General features: G+C 39.2%; 14 protein-coding genes. All 14 read left to right on the forward strand.

Going from position 1 to position 17,688, the window contains the following annotated elements:
* The first annotated feature begins 24 nt into the window (after positions 1-24).
* The gene (locus tag BK581_RS01245; protein WP_078576364.1) at positions 25-807 is read left to right on the forward strand and encodes a FliA/WhiG family RNA polymerase sigma factor; all 783 of its coding nucleotides are present in this window, start codon (positions 25-27) and stop codon (positions 805-807) included.
* Between the two features lie 218 nt (positions 808-1,025).
* A complete protein-coding gene (locus BK581_RS01250; RefSeq protein WP_078576366.1) occupies positions 1,026-2,399 on the forward strand; it encodes a DUF342 domain-containing protein in 1,374 nt (457 codons plus the stop codon).
* Between the two features lie 75 nt (positions 2,400-2,474).
* A complete protein-coding gene (locus BK581_RS01255) occupies positions 2,475-2,792 on the forward strand; it encodes a hypothetical protein (protein WP_078576368.1) in 318 nt (105 codons plus the stop codon).
* A 15-nt stretch (positions 2,793-2,807) separates the two neighbouring features.
* Positions 2,808-3,347, forward strand: a complete 540-nt coding sequence (locus tag BK581_RS01260; protein WP_078576370.1) for a DUF6115 domain-containing protein — start codon at positions 2,808-2,810, stop codon at positions 3,345-3,347.
* 162 nt (positions 3,348-3,509) lie between these two features.
* Positions 3,510-4,208: a 30S ribosomal protein S2 gene (rpsB, locus tag BK581_RS01265; protein WP_078576372.1), complete on the forward strand. Its 699-nt coding sequence runs from the start codon at positions 3,510-3,512 to the stop codon at positions 4,206-4,208.
* A 105-nt stretch (positions 4,209-4,313) separates the two neighbouring features.
* A complete protein-coding gene (gene tsf, locus BK581_RS01270; protein WP_078576373.1) occupies positions 4,314-5,198 on the forward strand; it encodes a translation elongation factor Ts in 885 nt (294 codons plus the stop codon).
* A 285-nt stretch (positions 5,199-5,483) separates the two neighbouring features.
* A complete protein-coding gene (gene pyrH / locus BK581_RS01275) occupies positions 5,484-6,206 on the forward strand; it encodes a UMP kinase (RefSeq protein WP_078576376.1) in 723 nt (240 codons plus the stop codon).
* Between the two features lie 2 nt (positions 6,207-6,208).
* A complete protein-coding gene (frr, locus tag BK581_RS01280) occupies positions 6,209-6,766 on the forward strand; it encodes a ribosome recycling factor (protein ID WP_078576380.1) in 558 nt (185 codons plus the stop codon).
* Between the two features lie 333 nt (positions 6,767-7,099).
* Complete coding sequence (locus BK581_RS01285; protein ID WP_078576384.1) at positions 7,100-7,870, forward strand: isoprenyl transferase; 771 nt, start codon at positions 7,100-7,102, stop codon at positions 7,868-7,870.
* Positions 7,871-7,882: 12 nt separating this feature from the next.
* Positions 7,883-8,677: a phosphatidate cytidylyltransferase gene (locus BK581_RS01290; protein ID WP_078576386.1), complete on the forward strand. Its 795-nt coding sequence runs from the start codon at positions 7,883-7,885 to the stop codon at positions 8,675-8,677.
* A gap of 216 nt (positions 8,678-8,893) precedes the next feature.
* The gene (locus BK581_RS01295; RefSeq protein ID WP_078576388.1) at positions 8,894-10,042 is read left to right on the forward strand and encodes a 1-deoxy-D-xylulose-5-phosphate reductoisomerase; all 1,149 of its coding nucleotides are present in this window, start codon (positions 8,894-8,896) and stop codon (positions 10,040-10,042) included.
* 16 nt (positions 10,043-10,058) lie between these two features.
* Positions 10,059-11,318, forward strand: coding sequence for an RIP metalloprotease RseP (gene rseP, locus BK581_RS01300; RefSeq protein ID WP_078576390.1), 1,260 nt, complete (start codon positions 10,059-10,061; stop codon positions 11,316-11,318).
* Between the two features lie 237 nt (positions 11,319-11,555).
* Positions 11,556-13,256, forward strand: coding sequence for a proline--tRNA ligase (locus BK581_RS01305; RefSeq protein ID WP_078576391.1), 1,701 nt, complete (start codon positions 11,556-11,558; stop codon positions 13,254-13,256).
* A 98-nt stretch (positions 13,257-13,354) separates the two neighbouring features.
* Positions 13,355-17,656, forward strand: a complete 4,302-nt coding sequence (locus BK581_RS01310) for a PolC-type DNA polymerase III (RefSeq protein ID WP_078576393.1) — start codon at positions 13,355-13,357, stop codon at positions 17,654-17,656.
* Positions 17,657-17,688 lie beyond the last annotated feature (32 nt).

Below are 17,688 nucleotides of genomic sequence, written 5' to 3' on the forward strand. Positions count from 1 at the left end.
TGACCGAACAGGAGGAGTATTTCCATGCCCCGAGCAAAAGAAGCACCGACGTTAGAGAATGAATGGAAGCGTTGGCAGACAGATCGAGACCCTGTAGCAGGTGACCGTTTAGTCGAAGCCTACTTGCACCTTGTGGAATTTCATGTTCAAAGAATAAGTGCAAATTTACCACGTAGCGTTCAGGTTGAGGATCTTAGAAGTCACGGTTTAATCGGTCTCTATGATGCCTTGGAGAAATTCGATCCAGGGCGTGAACTAAAATTTGATACGTATGCCTCGTTTCGTGTTCGTGGGGCTATTATCGATGGTTTAAGACAAGAAGACTGGCTTCCGAGATCGGTTCGTGACAGGTCTAAGAAAATTGACCAGGCGATAGAAGCGCTAGAGCAAAGACATGGAAGAAATATTTCACCAGCAGAAGTAGCAGAGGAGTTAGGGTTAAAAGAGGATGAAGTTGTTCATACGATGAATGAATCTTTCTTCTCTAATTTATTATCCATTGATGAACCTACCCAGGATTCAGAGAAAAATGATACGTACTCTTCAACCATTGTGGACCAGCAAACCCTCACCCCTGAAGAGACGCTTGGAAAAAAAGCGGTCTATGAGGAGCTGGCGGAGATTTTAAAAACTTTAAACCGCAATGAGCAGCTCGTGATTTCGCTATTTTATTTTGAAGAATTTACGCTAACTGAAATTGGTGAAGCGTTGAATTTATCCACATCTAGAATTTCCCAAATTCACTCTAAAACCATTTTCAAGCTTCAACAAAAATTAAAGAATAAAGTTAGCGATTTCTTTTCATAACGAAGATATTACACAGCAGTGTCTTCGTTTTTTTGTACACGAATTAAATACCTCCTGGGGAGTAGAGATACTGTTGTTCAGTAGAAGGGTATTACAAGATAATCACCATATAGATGCCTTAATTTTGACATATGATTGGGTAGTTGTTTAAAGTTAGCCATCAGATATTACAAGTTGGTGTAAAATTATATGTAGAGTTAAAAAGAGGGGGGATTCAGATGGAGGAGTTACACGAGATTTTAGCTATAGAGATAAGTAGAGATAAAATGTCGGCTAAGTTAAAACAGTTACAGCCATTGCCTGAAGAGATAACGGTCGATGATTTAAAAAAATTTGTTAAAGAAAATGGTGTTACATATGGCCTTTTTGAAGAAGTTATTGAGAAAATAGTGACCGGAAATGACACTTTACCAACCATCATTGCTAGAGGACTTGATCCTGTTGACGGGGAGAACGCATATATTTGGTCAATTTTAGAAGAGTTGCAAGACGAAGATAACACTCAACAAAACGATCAAGAAGATATCAATTTAAAAAAAGTTATCGAAATACCTTCTGTTAAAAATGGCGAATTAGTCGGAAAAAAAATAGAAGCGACTGAAGAGAAAAATGGTGTTAATGTGTATGGCGAGGATGTAAAGGCTAAGCCTGGACGTGATCTAAAGCTACGCCCAGGAAAGAACACCCGGGTTGACGGACTAGAAATATTCTCAACAATCGACGGACAGATTTCCGTTGAACCTAAAGTGATTCATGTTTTCCCTATTTACGAGGTTAATGGGGATGTAGACATGAAAGTTGGAAACATTGATTTTATTGGCAATGTTAATATTAGAGGAAATGTTCCTTCTGGTTTTGAAATTAAGGCTCAAGGAGATATAAGGGTACATGGCTCGGTAGAAGCGGCGATATTAAAAGCAGGGGGCTCAATATTTATTCAACAAGGAGTCGTAGCCCAAGGAGGCGGTATAATATCTGCCGAAGGGGATGTAGAGACATCATTTTTAAATCAGGCTAATATCGAGGCTGGTGGAGATGTAAAGGTCACTAAATCAATTTTACACAGCACCGTTAAAGCTCAAGGTTATGTATACTGCAATCAGAATAGAGGTAACATTGTGGGCGGCTCTATCTCATCCGGGAAAGGCATTGAGGTTAATGAGGTAGGTAATCATATGAATACACCGACTACCCTTTTTCTCGGTGTGAGTGAGGAAGCAGTAGCATCTGAAAGCAAATATAAAACACAAATGCTTCAAGCACAAGAAAATACTCAAAAGCTAGGTGTTTTGCTGAAAAACATCGTGGATAAAGAGAAAACATCATCTTTAACTGCCAAAGAAAAGGTGATGAAATTAAAAATAAAAAATTCTTTAATGGATGCTAACAAAGAATTAAATAGTGCAAAAGATAAGCTAGATGAGATCAAAGAACTATTCGAAAATCAAGATCAAGCTGAAATCCGAATCATTAAAGCCATTCACGCAAATACAGACTTACATTTTGGTAAGTATAGAAGAAAAATTGTCACAACACATGAAAACGTGCTCTTTAAACTAGATCGTAGTGAAATTTCGTTTGAACCATTATAATTAAAAGAGATCATGATATAATGAGTGATAACTAAATTGAAACAAGGGATTCTCAAGCGGACAGGAGGAATTTCAATGAGTGGACTACGGTCAATTGAAATGCAAGTCGCGTTACCGAGAACACAAACTGCGGGTAAAATTCAAGATCAAATGCAACAACGGTCAATGGTCGCCCAAGAACATATGGCACAAGCACAAGAAGAAAAAGATATTAAACAAAAAAAAACTGTGACTGAAACAGAATTTAAAGAAAAAAATCGTTTGGACGCAGATGCTGAGTCAGGGAAAGGTCATAGCCAGTCTGATGGACAGCGAAAACAAAATAAGGGCGAAGAAGAAGAAAAAGTCGTTAAACACCCATATAAAGGTGTTCGGTTCGACGCATCTTGGTAGTAAAAGGAGTTAACAATGATTTATTTAGTCCTCATTAGCCTGTTTTTACATTTAATTAGCTTCTTTATCATTGTCGTGTTGTTCCAGCGTTTAGATAATCAAAAACCTCTTGATAAAGAAAAGACATTAAAAGAAATGGAAGATTTGCTTATTTCTTATACGACAGAAATGAAAGACAATAACGAAAGACTGGCAAGACGTATGGCGCATTTAACCCCCTCTGTTAAAGCACCGCCGTTAGTCACACCAAAAGCGCCATTGGAACAAAAAGAGCCAGAGTCTTCTCAAATGTTCACTGAAGAAGTAGATGAGCTTCAGAGCAGTATAAATGATAAAGAAGACGTGAACGGGCAAGTTGAAGAAACTAGCGATACAAAATATGCTGAGTATGAACCTCCTCTTCCCCCTTCAGAAAAGGAGGATATTGTCGAACCATCAGATACTTCTAAAGTATTATCGTTAAACAAACAAGGCTATACAGAGCAAGAAATAGCTAAGAAGTTGGATATGGGGGCAGGAGAAGTAGCCCTTCTGCTTAAATTTTACAAAAACTAAAAAATAATTTATCAGAGCGCTTGTCATTGGCTGTTGGATATGATATATTATTTCTCGGTGTTATTACACACGCTTATTGATTTTGGCAATGGTGCTCTTATTTTAGAGTCTTGTCGAAAAATGACATGAGCGGAGGATTAAAAACCAGAGGAGGTGAGTGGAGTGGCAGTGATTTCCATGAAACAATTATTAGAAGCTGGGGTTCATTTCGGACATCAAACACGTCGTTGGAACCCAAAAATGGATCGCTACATCTTCACAGAAAGAAACGGTATTTATATTATTGACCTACAAAAGACGGTCAAGAAAGTTGACGAAGCATTTAACTTCGTGCGCGACTTAGCTGCACAAGGTGGTACAATGCTTTTTGTAGGAACGAAAAAGCAAGCTCAAGATTCTGTTAAAGAAGAAGCTGAGCGTTGTGGTATGTACTTTATTAACCAACGTTGGTTAGGTGGTACACTCACAAACTTTGACACAATCCGTAAACGTATTGCACGACTTGTTCAACTTGAGACGATGCAAGAAGATGGCACATTTGATGTCCTTCCTAAAAAGGAAGTTGTTCTTCTAAAGAAAGAAATGGACCGTCTTGAAAAATTCCTTGGAGGAATTAAAGAGATGGATCGTTTACCTGATGCGTTATTTATCATCGATCCTCGCAAAGAGCGTATCGCTGTAGCTGAAGCGCATAAATTAAATATTCCAATCGTCGGTATTGTGGACACTAACTGTGACCCTGACGAAATTGATTATGTTATCCCAGGTAACGATGATGCAATTCGTGCGGTTCGCCTTTTAACAGCGAAAATGGCAGATGCTATCATTGAAGCAAACCAGGGTGAAGAAACAACTGCTTAAATGTTCGTTCAAAAGGGTGATAGAGGGCCGGACCCTTTATCACCCTTTTTTGCAAGGAACTAAACGGATGAAAAATCATTTACACGTACTCAAGGAGGAATTTGAATGGCTATTTCAGCTAAAATGGTAAAAGAATTACGTGAAAGCACAGGTGCGGGGATGATGGACTGTAAGAAAGCCCTCACTGAAACTAATGGAGATATGGAAAAAGCAGTAGATTACCTTCGCGAAAAGGGTGTTGCTAAAGCTGCTAAAAAGGCAGATCGAGTGGCAGCTGAAGGACTTGCTCATATCGTAACTGAAGGAAATAAAGCTGTACTTGTTGAGATTAATTCTGAAACTGATTTTGTTTCTAAGAATGAAAACTTTGTTAATATGGTTGAACAAGTAGCTCGTCATATACTTAACAATAAGCCTGCGACTGTGGAAGAAGCCCTTGAACAATCGTTTGATGGAGATGGTGACACATTACAAGGCTATATTACGAACCAAATTGCTAAAATCGGGGAAAAATTATCACTGCGTCGATTTGCTATCGTAGAAAGTGGTGAAAATGAAGTATTTGGTAGCTACATTCATATGGGAGGACGTATTGGTGTATTAACTGTTCTTTCAGGTAATGTAGACGAGCAAGTTGCGAAAGATGTGGCTATGCACGTTGCAGCTATTAATCCTAAATATGTAAGCCGCGATGAAGTATCAGAAGAAGAAGCTAACCATGAGCGAGAAGTACTTAAACAACAAGCATTAAACGAAGGTAAGCCAGAGAACATTGTTGAAAAAATGGTTGAAGGTCGTCTTGGGAAGTTCTTTGAAGAGATTTGCCTAAACGAACAGCCATTTGTTAAAGATGGTGACCAAAAAGTTGGCAAATACGTTTCTTCTAAAGGTGGAGAAGTTAAAACTTTCTATCGATATGAAGTTGGTGAAGGTATGGAGAAACGTGAAGAAAATTTCGCTGAGGAAGTCATGTCTCAAGTTAAAAAATAATGGGAATACTGGTGAAAGGGACACTATGTGTCCCTTTTTCAAAAAACTGCTATCTCTTTAAATAAAGCATCATACCGATGCTTTACTCTTGTCCAAGAATTTATCACAGATAACCAACCGTCCTTAAAACTCTCGGTTAGAAATAGAGAGCAGAGTCCATCTATTTAGGCGAGAGATTACGGACGCTAATGCTGATTATTCAACTACCAATCAGTGGAGAAGAACGAAGACACCCACTGATTGAAGGTACGTTTTATGATATTGTTTATTTAAATGGAGGGTACTATGGAGGAGACAACATACAATCGTATTGTGTTAAAATTAAGTGGAGAAGCTCTGGCTGGTGACCAAGGATATGGGATAGATCCCACCATGATTCAGTCTATTGCTGAGCAAATTAAAGATATTATTGCTCTAGATGTAGAAGTAGCCATTATTGTTGGTGGCGGAAACATTTGGCGGGGAATGGCTGGAAGTGCTAAAGGAATGGATAGAGCCACCGCTGATTATATGGGTATGCTTGCGACAGTCATGAACTCTCTAGCACTTCAGGACAGCTTAGAAAATATCGGTGTCCAGACGAGGGTGCAAACCTCCATTGAAATGAGACAGGTAGCAGAACCATACATAAGACGTCGCGCTATTAGACATTTAGAAAAGAAACGAGTAGTGATCTTTGCTGCTGGTACAGGAAATCCTTATTTTTCTACGGATACAACAGCGGCATTAAGAGCAGCAGAAATTGAAGCGGATGTTATCCTTATGGCTAAGAATAAAGTAGATGGTGTTTATAGTGCCGACCCATCAAAAGACGCTAATGCGCAAAAGTATGAACAGTTAACATACTTAGATCTATTAAAAGACGGTTTAGCTGTTATGGATTCAACGGCATCCTCACTATGCATGGACAATAATATACCACTTATTGTTTTCTCAATCTCTGAAAACGGTAATATTAAACGTGCAGTAACTGGAGACCACATTGGAACACTTATAAGGGGGAAGTAATAATGTCAACGGATATTTTGAACAATGCTAAAGAAAAAATGAATAAGTCAGTAGAATCTTATCAAAGAGAGCTTTCCACACTGAGAGCAGGACGAGCTAACCCTTCCCTACTAGACAAAGTCCAAGTTGAATATTATGGTATGATGACACCATTAAACCAGCTTGCGTCTATAACGGTACCAGAAGGTAGAATGCTGCTTATTCAACCATTTGATAAATCATCAATATCGGATATTGAAAGAGCTATTCAAATGGCCGACCTTGGATTATCTCCGTCAAATGATGGAAACATTATACGAATCACCATTCCTGCTTTAACTGAAGAACGCCGTAACGAACTTGTCAAACTTGTCGGTAGATATTCAGAAGAAGCAAAAGTAGCCGTTAGAAATGTTCGTCGTGATGCAAATGACGAACTGAAAAAATTGCAAAAAGACGGTGAACTTACAGAAGACGAATTACGCCGCTCACAAGAGGATGTTCAAAAGCTGACAGATAATACGATTAAAACCATTGATGATATAGCTAAAGTAAAAGAGGAAGAAATAAGAGAAGTCTGAGTTATACAAACAGTGGTATGTTTAGGAGAATGAAAGACCCTCTTTTCCACAGAGGGTCTTTATTACTTTATGTCATTTTTCAACGAGATTAGCCGAATCCATATCAACAATGTTGATAATGGAGATAACGTACCTCATCACATTCTAAGTCATTTTAATGAAGACGTCGTTTATCTGAAAATTTTAAAATGCCGCTATTGAGGGGACTTTTGAATAAGCTCTTATACATAAGTTTAGTTCGTGATAGAATATAAAGGTACCACAGGGAGTTAATTATGTGATCTGCTTAACTGACTACAGCTTGCAGTGATTGGATCATGTTGGAGGAATATCATGCTTAATAAGTTAAGAGGACATCTTAAAAGCGTCCAGAATGATCCAGAGTCAATGGATCAGTTGACAGAAGAAAATTTTCCAAAACATATAGCGATTATTATGGATGGAAATGGTCGGTGGGCTAAAAAACGTGGGTTACCGAGAGTGGCAGGCCATCGTGAGGGAATGAGTGTCGTCAGAAAAATTGTTAGACACGCTAATAAATTAGGAGTGTCTATTTTGACACTCTATGCTTTCTCTACGGAAAATTGGAAACGACCGAAAACCGAGGTTGATTTTTTAATGAGGCTGCCTGAAAGATTTTTAAAAGCGGAATTACCGACACTCATAAAGGAAAACGTCGTCGTTAGAATAACAGGTGATCGACATAACTTGCCTGATTATACGAAAAGGGCGGTCGATGAAGCCGTTGCTACCACAGCGAGTAATACAGGATTGGTGTTAAATTTTGCACTTAACTATGGAAGTCGTTCTGAAATTATAGATGGTATGAAATCTCTTTTTCAGGATGTACAGGATGGCAAATTAGCAATAGAAGACCTTTCTGAAGCCTCCTTTTCAAAACATTTAATGACAGCAGGGCTTGACGACCCAGATTTATTAATTCGGACGAGTGGCGAATTGCGATTGAGCAATTTTATGCTTTGGCAGCTTGCATATTCAGAGTTTTGGTTTACTGATGTGTTGTGGCCTGACTTTTCTCAAGAACATCTAGAAGAAGCTATTAAAGTTTATCAAAAAAGACAGCGGCGATATGGCGGAGTTTAGGGAGGTATTAACATGAAGCAGCGAGTTATTACAGGTGTCATTGCAGGAGCAGCTTTTGTTACCCTTATCATTCTAGGTAACCTTCCATTCACTCTTGTTATGATCGCTTTAGCAACAATAGGCATGTGGGAATTGTTAAGGATGAAAAGGATCCACCCGTTAAGTATTCGAGGGATTGCAGGAATGCTATTTATGTGGCTTTTATTAATACCGGAAAATGTTATAGGGGTATTTGATTGGGTTCACCTTGAGCGATTGGAGCTTTTTCTATTGCTCATTATCGTCTTACTGGCATTGACGGTCATCACTAAAAATAGATTTACGTTTGATGAAGCAGGCTTTGTCGTGTTAGCTTCAGTGTATGTAGGTTTTGGTTTTCATTACTTTATGCACGCCCGATTTTTAGAAAATGGACTAGCCATGATCTTCTTTATTTTAATCATTGTCTGGTCAACGGATTCTGGAGCTTATTTTGCTGGGCGTCGCTTTGGAAAACATAAATTATGGCCAGAAATTAGCCCTAAGAAGACAATTGAAGGTTCGATGGGTGGCACACTATTAGCCCTTCTAATTGGTAGTATCTATACTGTCTTTTTTCCTGTATTTTCTACATGGATGACAACTGTATTATTTATGATTGTTGTTTCTCTAGCAGGACAGTTAGGAGATTTAGTTGAATCAGCTTTTAAACGGCATTATGCTGTTAAAGATTCTGGACACGTATTACCAGGTCATGGAGGTATCCTTGACCGATTTGATAGCTTAATATTTGTCATGCCAATTATCTATTTGCTCGGTTTTCTTTAGCGTTTAGTTGTCCTTTCCAGTGAGAGGATATTTGTTCCACTGATTGCCAGTTGAGTGAATCAGGACATTTAGCGTCCGTTAGCTCCCCTTGAATGGATTTGATCTCTCCTCTCTATTTTGAGCAGGGTGGGTTTATGGCCGATTATCTATGATAAATTGTTGGTAAGTGATGAATTATGCCGTGGAATACAATTTTTTCGTTAGGAGTAAGATGTGATGAGGAAAATCAATCTTATTGGATCTACAGGATCTATAGGTGTTCAAACACTTGATGTTATGCGTTCCCACCCTGAGGAATTCAATTTAGAAGCTTTGAGTTTTGGGTCGAATTTTAAAGTGGGTATCGAGCAGATTGAAGAATTTAAACCCAAATTAATTAGTGTTCAGTCTGAAGCGGTAGCTCAAGAAGTTAAGGAACACATTAGTTATAAAGCAGACATTATGCACGGGCTAGAGGGATTAACAGAAGCAGCTGTTTATGGTGAAGCAGATATTCTCGTTAATGCGGTTATGGGACGTGTTGGTCTTGAACCAACGATAAAAGCCATTAAGTCAGGAAAAGATGTGGCTATCGCCAATAAGGAAACGCTCGTTATGGCAGGGAATATCGTCACAGCATTAAGTGAAAAATATGGCACCCGCCTTATTCCAGTTGATAGTGAGCATTCAGCTATTGCTCAATGCTTACATGGTAATAAAGAAAAAGAGGTATCTAAACTTATTCTAACTGCCTCTGGTGGAAGTTTTAGAGACCTTTCCCGCGAAGAGTTAAAGCATGTTACTGTGAAAGAAGCATTAAACCATCCAAACTGGAATATGGGAGCTAAAATTACGATAGATTCAGCGACCATGATGAATAAAGGTTTAGAAGTCATCGAAGCCAAGTGGCTCTTTGATATGGCATATGATGATATTGATGTATTACTTCACAAAGAGAGTATTATTCATTCTATGGTTGAATATATTGACGGTAGTATACTTGCCCATTTAGGTACTCCTGATATGAGAGTGCCGATTCAATATGCCCTTTCAGAGCCTAACAGGCTTGATTTAAAAGGGGGAGACAGGTTAAAATTATGGGAAGTTGGCACGTTACATTTTGAAAAGATGGATTACGATCGCTTTAGATGCTTGAAAATGGCCTTCGAAGCTGGCAGGGCAGGAGGGATTGCTCCTGCAGTGTTGAATGCTGCAAACGAGGTTGCTGTCTCACTGTTCCTTGAAGGTAGAATATCATTTCTTGATATTGAAGTTTTCGTGGAAAAGGCGCTCCATAGACACACCCCAATCAGTAACCCGTCACTAGAAGACATCGTTTCGGCAGATAAAGAAGTACGATCAGACGTTTTATCCTATTTAAGCTAAAGGGTGTGGTATAACAATGAACACGTTAATAGCTGTCATCGTGATTTTTGGCATACTTGTATTTGTACACGAGTGGGGGCATTTAGTCGTTGCTAAACGAGCAGGTATACTCTGTCGTGAATTTGCAATTGGATTTGGGCCAAAGATCTTTTCATTTAAACGAAACGAAACAGTGTATACGATTCGGTTACTTCCTCTCGGGGGTTTTGTTAGAATGGCCGGGGAAGACCCTGAAATGATCCAAATAAAACCGGGCTATGAAGTTGGGCTTTTATTTAATCAATTAGGTAAAGTGAGTCGAATCATTATCAATAACAAGTCAAAGCATCCTGATTGTAAAGTAATTCAGGTGGAAAAAATTGATTTGGAACACGACTTGTTTGTGCAGGGATATGTTGAGGATAAGGAAGAATTGGTCACTTATGAGATAGATGATAAAGCTGAATATGTTCATGACGAACAGCCAACACAGATAGCCCCATATGATCGACAGTTCTCTGCTAAAACAGTGGGACAAAGAGCAGCTGCTATTTTTGCAGGCCCTCTAATGAACTTTGTATTAGCGGTTTTTGTCCTTATATTGTACGCAGCATTTGCAGGTATGCCTGTAGATGAGCCTGTTGTTGGTGAAGTTACTGAAGACGGGGTAGCGATTCAAGCTGGATTAGAAAGTGGGGACCGTATCGTTTCCATAGACGGTGAAAGTGTTGCCAGTTGGGAAGAAATGACCAACATTATTGTACAACATCCGAATGAATCACTTGATTTTATTATTGAACGTCAAGGCGAACAATTTGATGTCACAATGACAGCGCAAGAACGTCTTGGCGCTGATGACGAACAAATAGGTGTTATTGGTATTACAGCACCGAGAGAACATAATATAGGTCAAGCCGTTTTATTTGGGTTTACGGAAACCTATGAGTACACCGTTCTTATTTTTGAAGCGTTAGGCATGCTCGTTACAGGACAGTTTAGCTTAGATCATTTAGCAGGCCCTGTAGGCATTTACAATTATACTGGTGAAGTAGCCTCAATGGGACTGTTAGTTCTATTCCAATGGGCTGCCATCCTAAGTGTTAACCTCGGGATTATCAATTTATTACCACTTCCGGCTTTGGACGGAGGACGCCTTCTTTTTATCGGTTTGGAAGCTGTGAGAGGGAAACCTATTGACCCTCAGAAAGAAGGACTTGTGCACTTTGTTGGATTTGCGTTACTTATGCTGCTAATGCTTGTTGTCACGTGGAATGATATTAATAAATTTTTCATGTGAATGAATGCATATTAGTTTTCAACATGAGTAAGCGAACAAGCAAATATTAAATTAAATAGTCGTTTCTAAAAGGATTTCAGTAAAAGACGGTGACTTCCGGAGAGAGCGGAGGTCTGTATCGAAAGATCGATGCCTTAGTCGTTTTTTACAAGTCTATTTTGTATTATGAAATTGGTTTATGTAAATTATTTCTCTTTAAATTAAGAGAATTTTAGTGAAAGTAGAGGTGGCTTATCGTTGAGACAAAGTACGTATTTGGCACAAACGCTACGTGATATACCAAGTGATGCAGAAGTAAAAAGTCATCAGTTAATGTTAAGAGCAGGCTTGATCCGCCAAAGTACCTCAGGTGTGTATTCTTTCTTACCAATTGGCTTAAAAGTGTTAAAAAAAGTAGAAAACATTGTGAGGGAAGAAATGGATAAAGCAGGGGCACAAGAGATGCTACTGCCTTCAATTCAACCTTCTGAACTCTGGAAAGCTTCAGGAAGATGGGAAGAGTATGGGGCTGAACTCATGCGGATAAAGGATAGACACGATAGAGAGTTTGCTTTAGGACCAACCCATGAGGAAGTCATTACAACTATCGTGCGTGATGACGTGAGATCATATAAAAAGCTGCCGATGACACTTTATCAAATTCAAACGAAATTTCGTGATGAAAGAAGGCCGAGATTCGGTATTTTAAGAGGCCGAGAATTTCTCATGAAGGATGCCTACTCATTTGATACAAGCTTTGAAGGACTTGATGAAAGCTATCAAAAGATGTATAGCGCCTATTGTAATATCTTTACACGATGTGAGTTGAATTATCGGGCTGTCGTAGCGGACTCTGGGGCAATGGGTGGAAAAGATACTCACGAATTTATGGTGCTTTCTACCGTAGGAGAAGACACGATTGCTTATTCTGACTCATCAGATTTTGCAGCTAATATTGAAATTGCACCGGTGAATGTGACTTATGAAAAGTCCTCAGATCAACCAAAAGCACTTGAAAAAATGGAGACACCTAGTAAGAAGACGATTGAAGAGGTGGCAAATTTTCTTTCCATTGCGAAAGAAGATTGTATTAAATCTATGCTATTTTTAGTTGATGAAAAACCTGTTCTCGTCCTTGTTCGTGGTGACCATCAGGTAAATGAAGTGAAAATTAAACATTTATTCGATGCGCGTTCCGTTAAATTAGCTGGAGAAGCAGAGACTGAAAAGTGGTTAAGCACAGAGACAGGCTACATAGGGCCAGTGAACGTGGATGACAACATCACTATTATTGCTGATAAAGCTGTTGAAGTAATGGTGAATGCCGTTTGTGGGGCAAACGAGCAAGATGCACATTTCATTAACGTTAATCCTGGGCGTGACTTTAACGTTTCAAACTATGCCGATTTAAGAAACATTCAGGAAGGTGATCCTTCTCCAGACGGTAAAGGGACTATTAAATTCAAGGAAGGCATTGAAGTGGGGCACGTATTCAAACTAGGCACGAAATATAGTGAAGCATTAAATGCCCAATTCCTTGATGAAAATGGTAAAGCTCAGCCGATGGTGATGGGGTCCTACGGGATAGGTGTTTCACGTACAGTGGCTGCCATTATCGAGGAGCACCATGATGAAAATGGTATCGTATGGCCAATAAGTGTGGCGCCATTCCATATTCACCTTATGCCTATTAATGTCAAGCAAGATGAACAACGTAAGCTTTCAGAAGAATTATACGAGAGTTTAAATAATAAGCGTTATGAGGTTCTATACGATGACCGTGCAGAACGACCAGGTGTGAAATTTAAAGATGCGGACTTATTCGGATTGCCTTTACGCATAACAGTTGGGAAAAAGGCCGAAGAAGGGATCTTGGAAGTTAAGATTCGAAAAACTGGAGAAGTACTAGAAGTGCATCGGGATAACCTTTTGGAAATAATAGAGAAATATATTGGGTAATAGAGAGGTTGTCTCCTCAGCTTGAATGATCGTCTGAAGAGGCAACCTCTCCTATGTTTCCTTTCCATGGAGTAAAGTGTAAAGCAAGGAGGCCAATGATGAACGACGAACTGAAAATCAGGCAAGAACGTTTTAAGTTACTGATGGAACAAGTGGTCATGCCTGATGAGCTCATAACGAATTACTTACAAGGTGCTCACATTAATAAGCTTGATGTATATACGAAATCAAAACGGTGGCATTTTGAATTTTGCCTACCTGATGTTTTGCCATTCCAAGCTTTTGAATTGTTTAAAAGTCGTATTGTACAAAACCTTGCCCATATTGCAACCGTCGATTTTACTTTGACGTATGAGGCAGAAATAAATATGAAAAAACATTTACCTGCCTACTGGCCGCTTATCGTAGAGACATTACGATCTTCAACAAATGGATTAATACAGCGACTACAAGAACAAACACCTGTGATTGAAGGACGAAAAGTGACGATTGCTGTATTAAATGAGACGGAAGCAGAAATGGTTCAGCGTCGCGTGAATGAGCCTTTACAACAAGTGTGTCACGAACTTGGTTTTGGACAAGTTGAGCTTGGCGTAGCGATAAAGGAATCTCAAGAAGCGATGGCACGCTTTGCTGAGCAAAAGAAAGAAGAAGATCATCATAAAGTCGTTGAAGCGATGATGGAAAAACAAAAGCAACAGGAGCAAGCAAAAGACCTTAAACATAATGTAGCGGTTTCAATGGGTGTGACGATTAAGGACGAGCCACAACCGATTCAAACGATCGTAGAAGAAGAGCGAAGGATTACAATTCAAGGATATGTATTTGAAGCTGAAACGAAAGAATTAAAGAGCGGTAGAACGCTTCTAACCTTCAAAGTGACTGATTATACAGACTCCATCATAGTTAAAATGTTCTCTAACAGTAAAGAAGATGTACCTGTTTTTGAATCTGTTAGCAAAGGCATGTGGTTGAAAGTCCGTGGCAGTGTGCAAATGGACACCTTTATCCGTGACCTTGTCATGATGGCTAAAGACTTCGATCAAGTGACACCACCAGCAAGACAAGATAAAGCACCTGAAGGTGAAAAACGTGTGGAATTGCATTTACACTCACCTATGAGTCAAATGGATGCCGTCACCTCTATAGGCGCCTATGTAGAACAAGCTAAAAAATGGGGACATGACGCGATTGGATTAACTGATCATTCTGTACTGCAAGCTTTCCCAGATGCTTATGGAGCAGGTAAGAAACATGATGTAAAAATTCTTTATGGTGTAGAAGCAAATTTAGTGGATGATGGTGTTCCTATTGCTTATAATCCAACTGATCGTCCTCTTTTGGACGCAACTTATGTCGTTTTTGATGTGGAAACAACTGGCTTATCAGCTGTTTACAATACGATTATTGAATTAGCTGCTGTTAAAGTTAAAAATGGGGAGATTATAGATAAATTCGAATCATTCGCAAATCCTCATGAAAAATTAAGTCCACTAATCATTGATCTTACGGGAATTACCGATGACATGGTAGAAAACGCACCAGAAGTAGATGATGTCCTTAAAGATTTTCATAAGTGGATGGGTGACGATATTTTAGTGGCGCATAACGCAAGCTTTGATATGGGCTTCTTGAACGCAGGATATCAACGGATCGGTTATAGTAAAGTGCCTAACCCAGTCATTGATACGCTAGAGCTCGGTAGATTGCTGTATCCTACCTTTAAAAATCATCGTTTAAACACGCTTTGTAAGAAGTTTAACATTGAGCTAGTTTCACATCACCGTGCCATCTATGATGCTGAAGCAACAGGGCACCTATTATGGAAAATGGTGAAAGATGCGATTGAAAAAGAGATCACTATCCATGCGCAATTGAACGAACAGACCTCTACTGACGATTATAAAAAACAACGGCCAACTCATTGTATTATTTATGCAAAGAATAACACTGGACTAAAAAATTTATATAAGCTTGTTTCATTATCGCATATCAATTATTTTTATAGGATGCCTCGTATTCCTCGGTCTGAACTCATTAAACACCGTGAAGGATTAATTATCGGCTCAGGGTGTGATCGAGGTGAAGTATTTGAAGCGATGATGCAAAAATCGCCTGAGGAAGTTGAAGAAGCTGCCAAATTTTATGATTATTTAGAAATACAGCCACCGGCAAACTATCACCATTTAGTAGAAAAAGAGATCGTAAGGGATGAATTAGCTGTCAAAGATATTATCAAAAACATTATTGAGCTAGGTGATAAACTCGATAAAAAGGTTGTTGCAACAGGAAATGTTCATTACTTACAGCCAGAAGACCATATTTATCGAAAAATTTTAATTGCTTCTCAAGGGGGGGCAAACCCATTAAATAAACAAACATTGCCACAAGTCCATTACCGTTCAACGGATGAAATGCTAGATTGTTTCAGCTTTTTACCAAAAGAAAAAGCGAAAGAAGTTGTAGTAACCAATACACAAGCTATTGCTGATGAGATCGATGAGATCAAACCTGTACCAGATGATTTGTTTACTCCTCATATTGAAGGAGCAGACGAGGAGATTCGGGATATTTGTTATACAAGAGCAAAAAGCATTTACGGTGAAGAATTACCCCAAATCGTAGTGGAAAGACTTGAAAAAGAATTGACGAGTATCATCAGCAACGGCTTTTCAGTCATTTATTTAATATCTCAAAAGTTAGTGAAAAAATCCCTAGAAGACGGTTATCTTGTTGGTTCCCGGGGATCAGTTGGTTCGAGCTTAGTTGCGACCATGATGGAGATAACGGAAGTAAACCCCCTTCCACCACATTATGTATGCCCGTCGTGTCATCATTCTTATTTCTTTAACGATGGAAGTGTCGGCTCAGGGTTTGACCTCCCTGATAAATCATGTGAAAAATGTGAGTCAACTTATAAAAAGGATGGCCATGATATTCCTTTTGAAACTTTCCTTGGATTTAAAGGGGATAAAGTGCCAGATATCGACTTAAATTTCTCAGGAGATTATCAGCCAATAGCCCATAATTACACGAAGGAATTATTTGGTGAAGAGTATGTTTACCGAGCAGGGACGATCGGTACGGTAGCGGAAAAAACAGCCTATGGCTATGTAAAAGGGTATGAAAGCGATGAACAAATCCAACTTCGTGGAGCAGAGATAGATCGTCTTGTCTCAGGCTGCACAGGCGTAAAACGAACTACAGGACAACATCCTGGGGGGATCATCGTCGTTCCTGATCACTTAGATATTTATGATTTTTCCCCAATTCAATTTCCGGCTGATGACCGTGAATCAGAATGGAAGACGACCCATTTCGATTTCCATTCAATTCATGATAATTTATTAAAGCTGGACATTCTAGGTCATGATGATCCAACCGTGATACGTATGTTGCAAGATTTAAGTGGCATAGACCCTAAAGACATTCCTGTCGATGACCCTGAAGTATTTAAACTCTTTGGGGGAACAGAAGCATTAGGGGTAACGGAAGATCAAATTATGTGTAAGACAGGAACATATGGTATCCCTGAATTCGGTACGCGCTTTGTGCGTCAAATGCTAGAAGAAACGAAACCGACGACCTTTAGTGAACTTGTCCAAATTTCAGGTCTTTCTCACGGCACAGATGTTTGGCTTAACAATGCTGCAGACCTAATTGCTGATGGAACGTGTGTCCTAAAAGATGTGATCGGCTGTCGGGACGATATCATGGTCTATCTTATTTATAAAGGGCTAGAAGATTCTCTTGCATTTAAAATTATGGAGTTTGTTCGTAAAGGTAAAGGGCTTCAAGAAGAATGGATAGAGGAAATGAAAAAGCACGGCGTACCAGACTGGTATATCGGCTCATGTTTAAAAATAAAATATATGTTCCCGAAAGCACATGCTGCTGCCTATGTTCTCATGGCAATTCGAATTGCTTATTTCAAAGTCCATCATCCTATCCTATTTTATGCTGCCTACTTTACTGTTAGAGCAGATGATTTTGAACTAGAGACAATGACACGAGGGTCAGCCACTATCCGGAAACGAATTGAGGAAATCTATCAAAAGGGCCTTGAGGCGACGCCAAAAGAAAAAAGCCTTGTAACGGTGTTAGAATTGGCATTGGAAATGTGTGAAAGAGGATTTTCTTTCCAAAAAGTTGATTTGTACAAATCAAAAGCCTCGGAGTTTCTAGTAGATGGGGATTCACTTATACCACCTTTTAATGCCTTAACAGGAGTTGGGACGAATGCTGCCATAAATATCGAAAAAGCACGTGAAAATGGCGAGTTTCTTTCTAAAGAAGACTTAAGACAACGAAGTAAAATTACAAAAACTGTTTTGGAAAATCTTGATGAGCATGGTTGTCTAGAAGGGATGCCTGAATCCAATCAGTTATCATTGTTTTAAAGGGTGGTTATGTTTTTGTAGCTGTTATGCCG

This window comes from Salipaludibacillus agaradhaerens (assembly GCF_002019735.1).
In the GTDB taxonomy this organism is placed as follows: domain Bacteria; phylum Bacillota; class Bacilli; order Bacillales; family Salisediminibacteriaceae; genus Salipaludibacillus; species Salipaludibacillus agaradhaerens.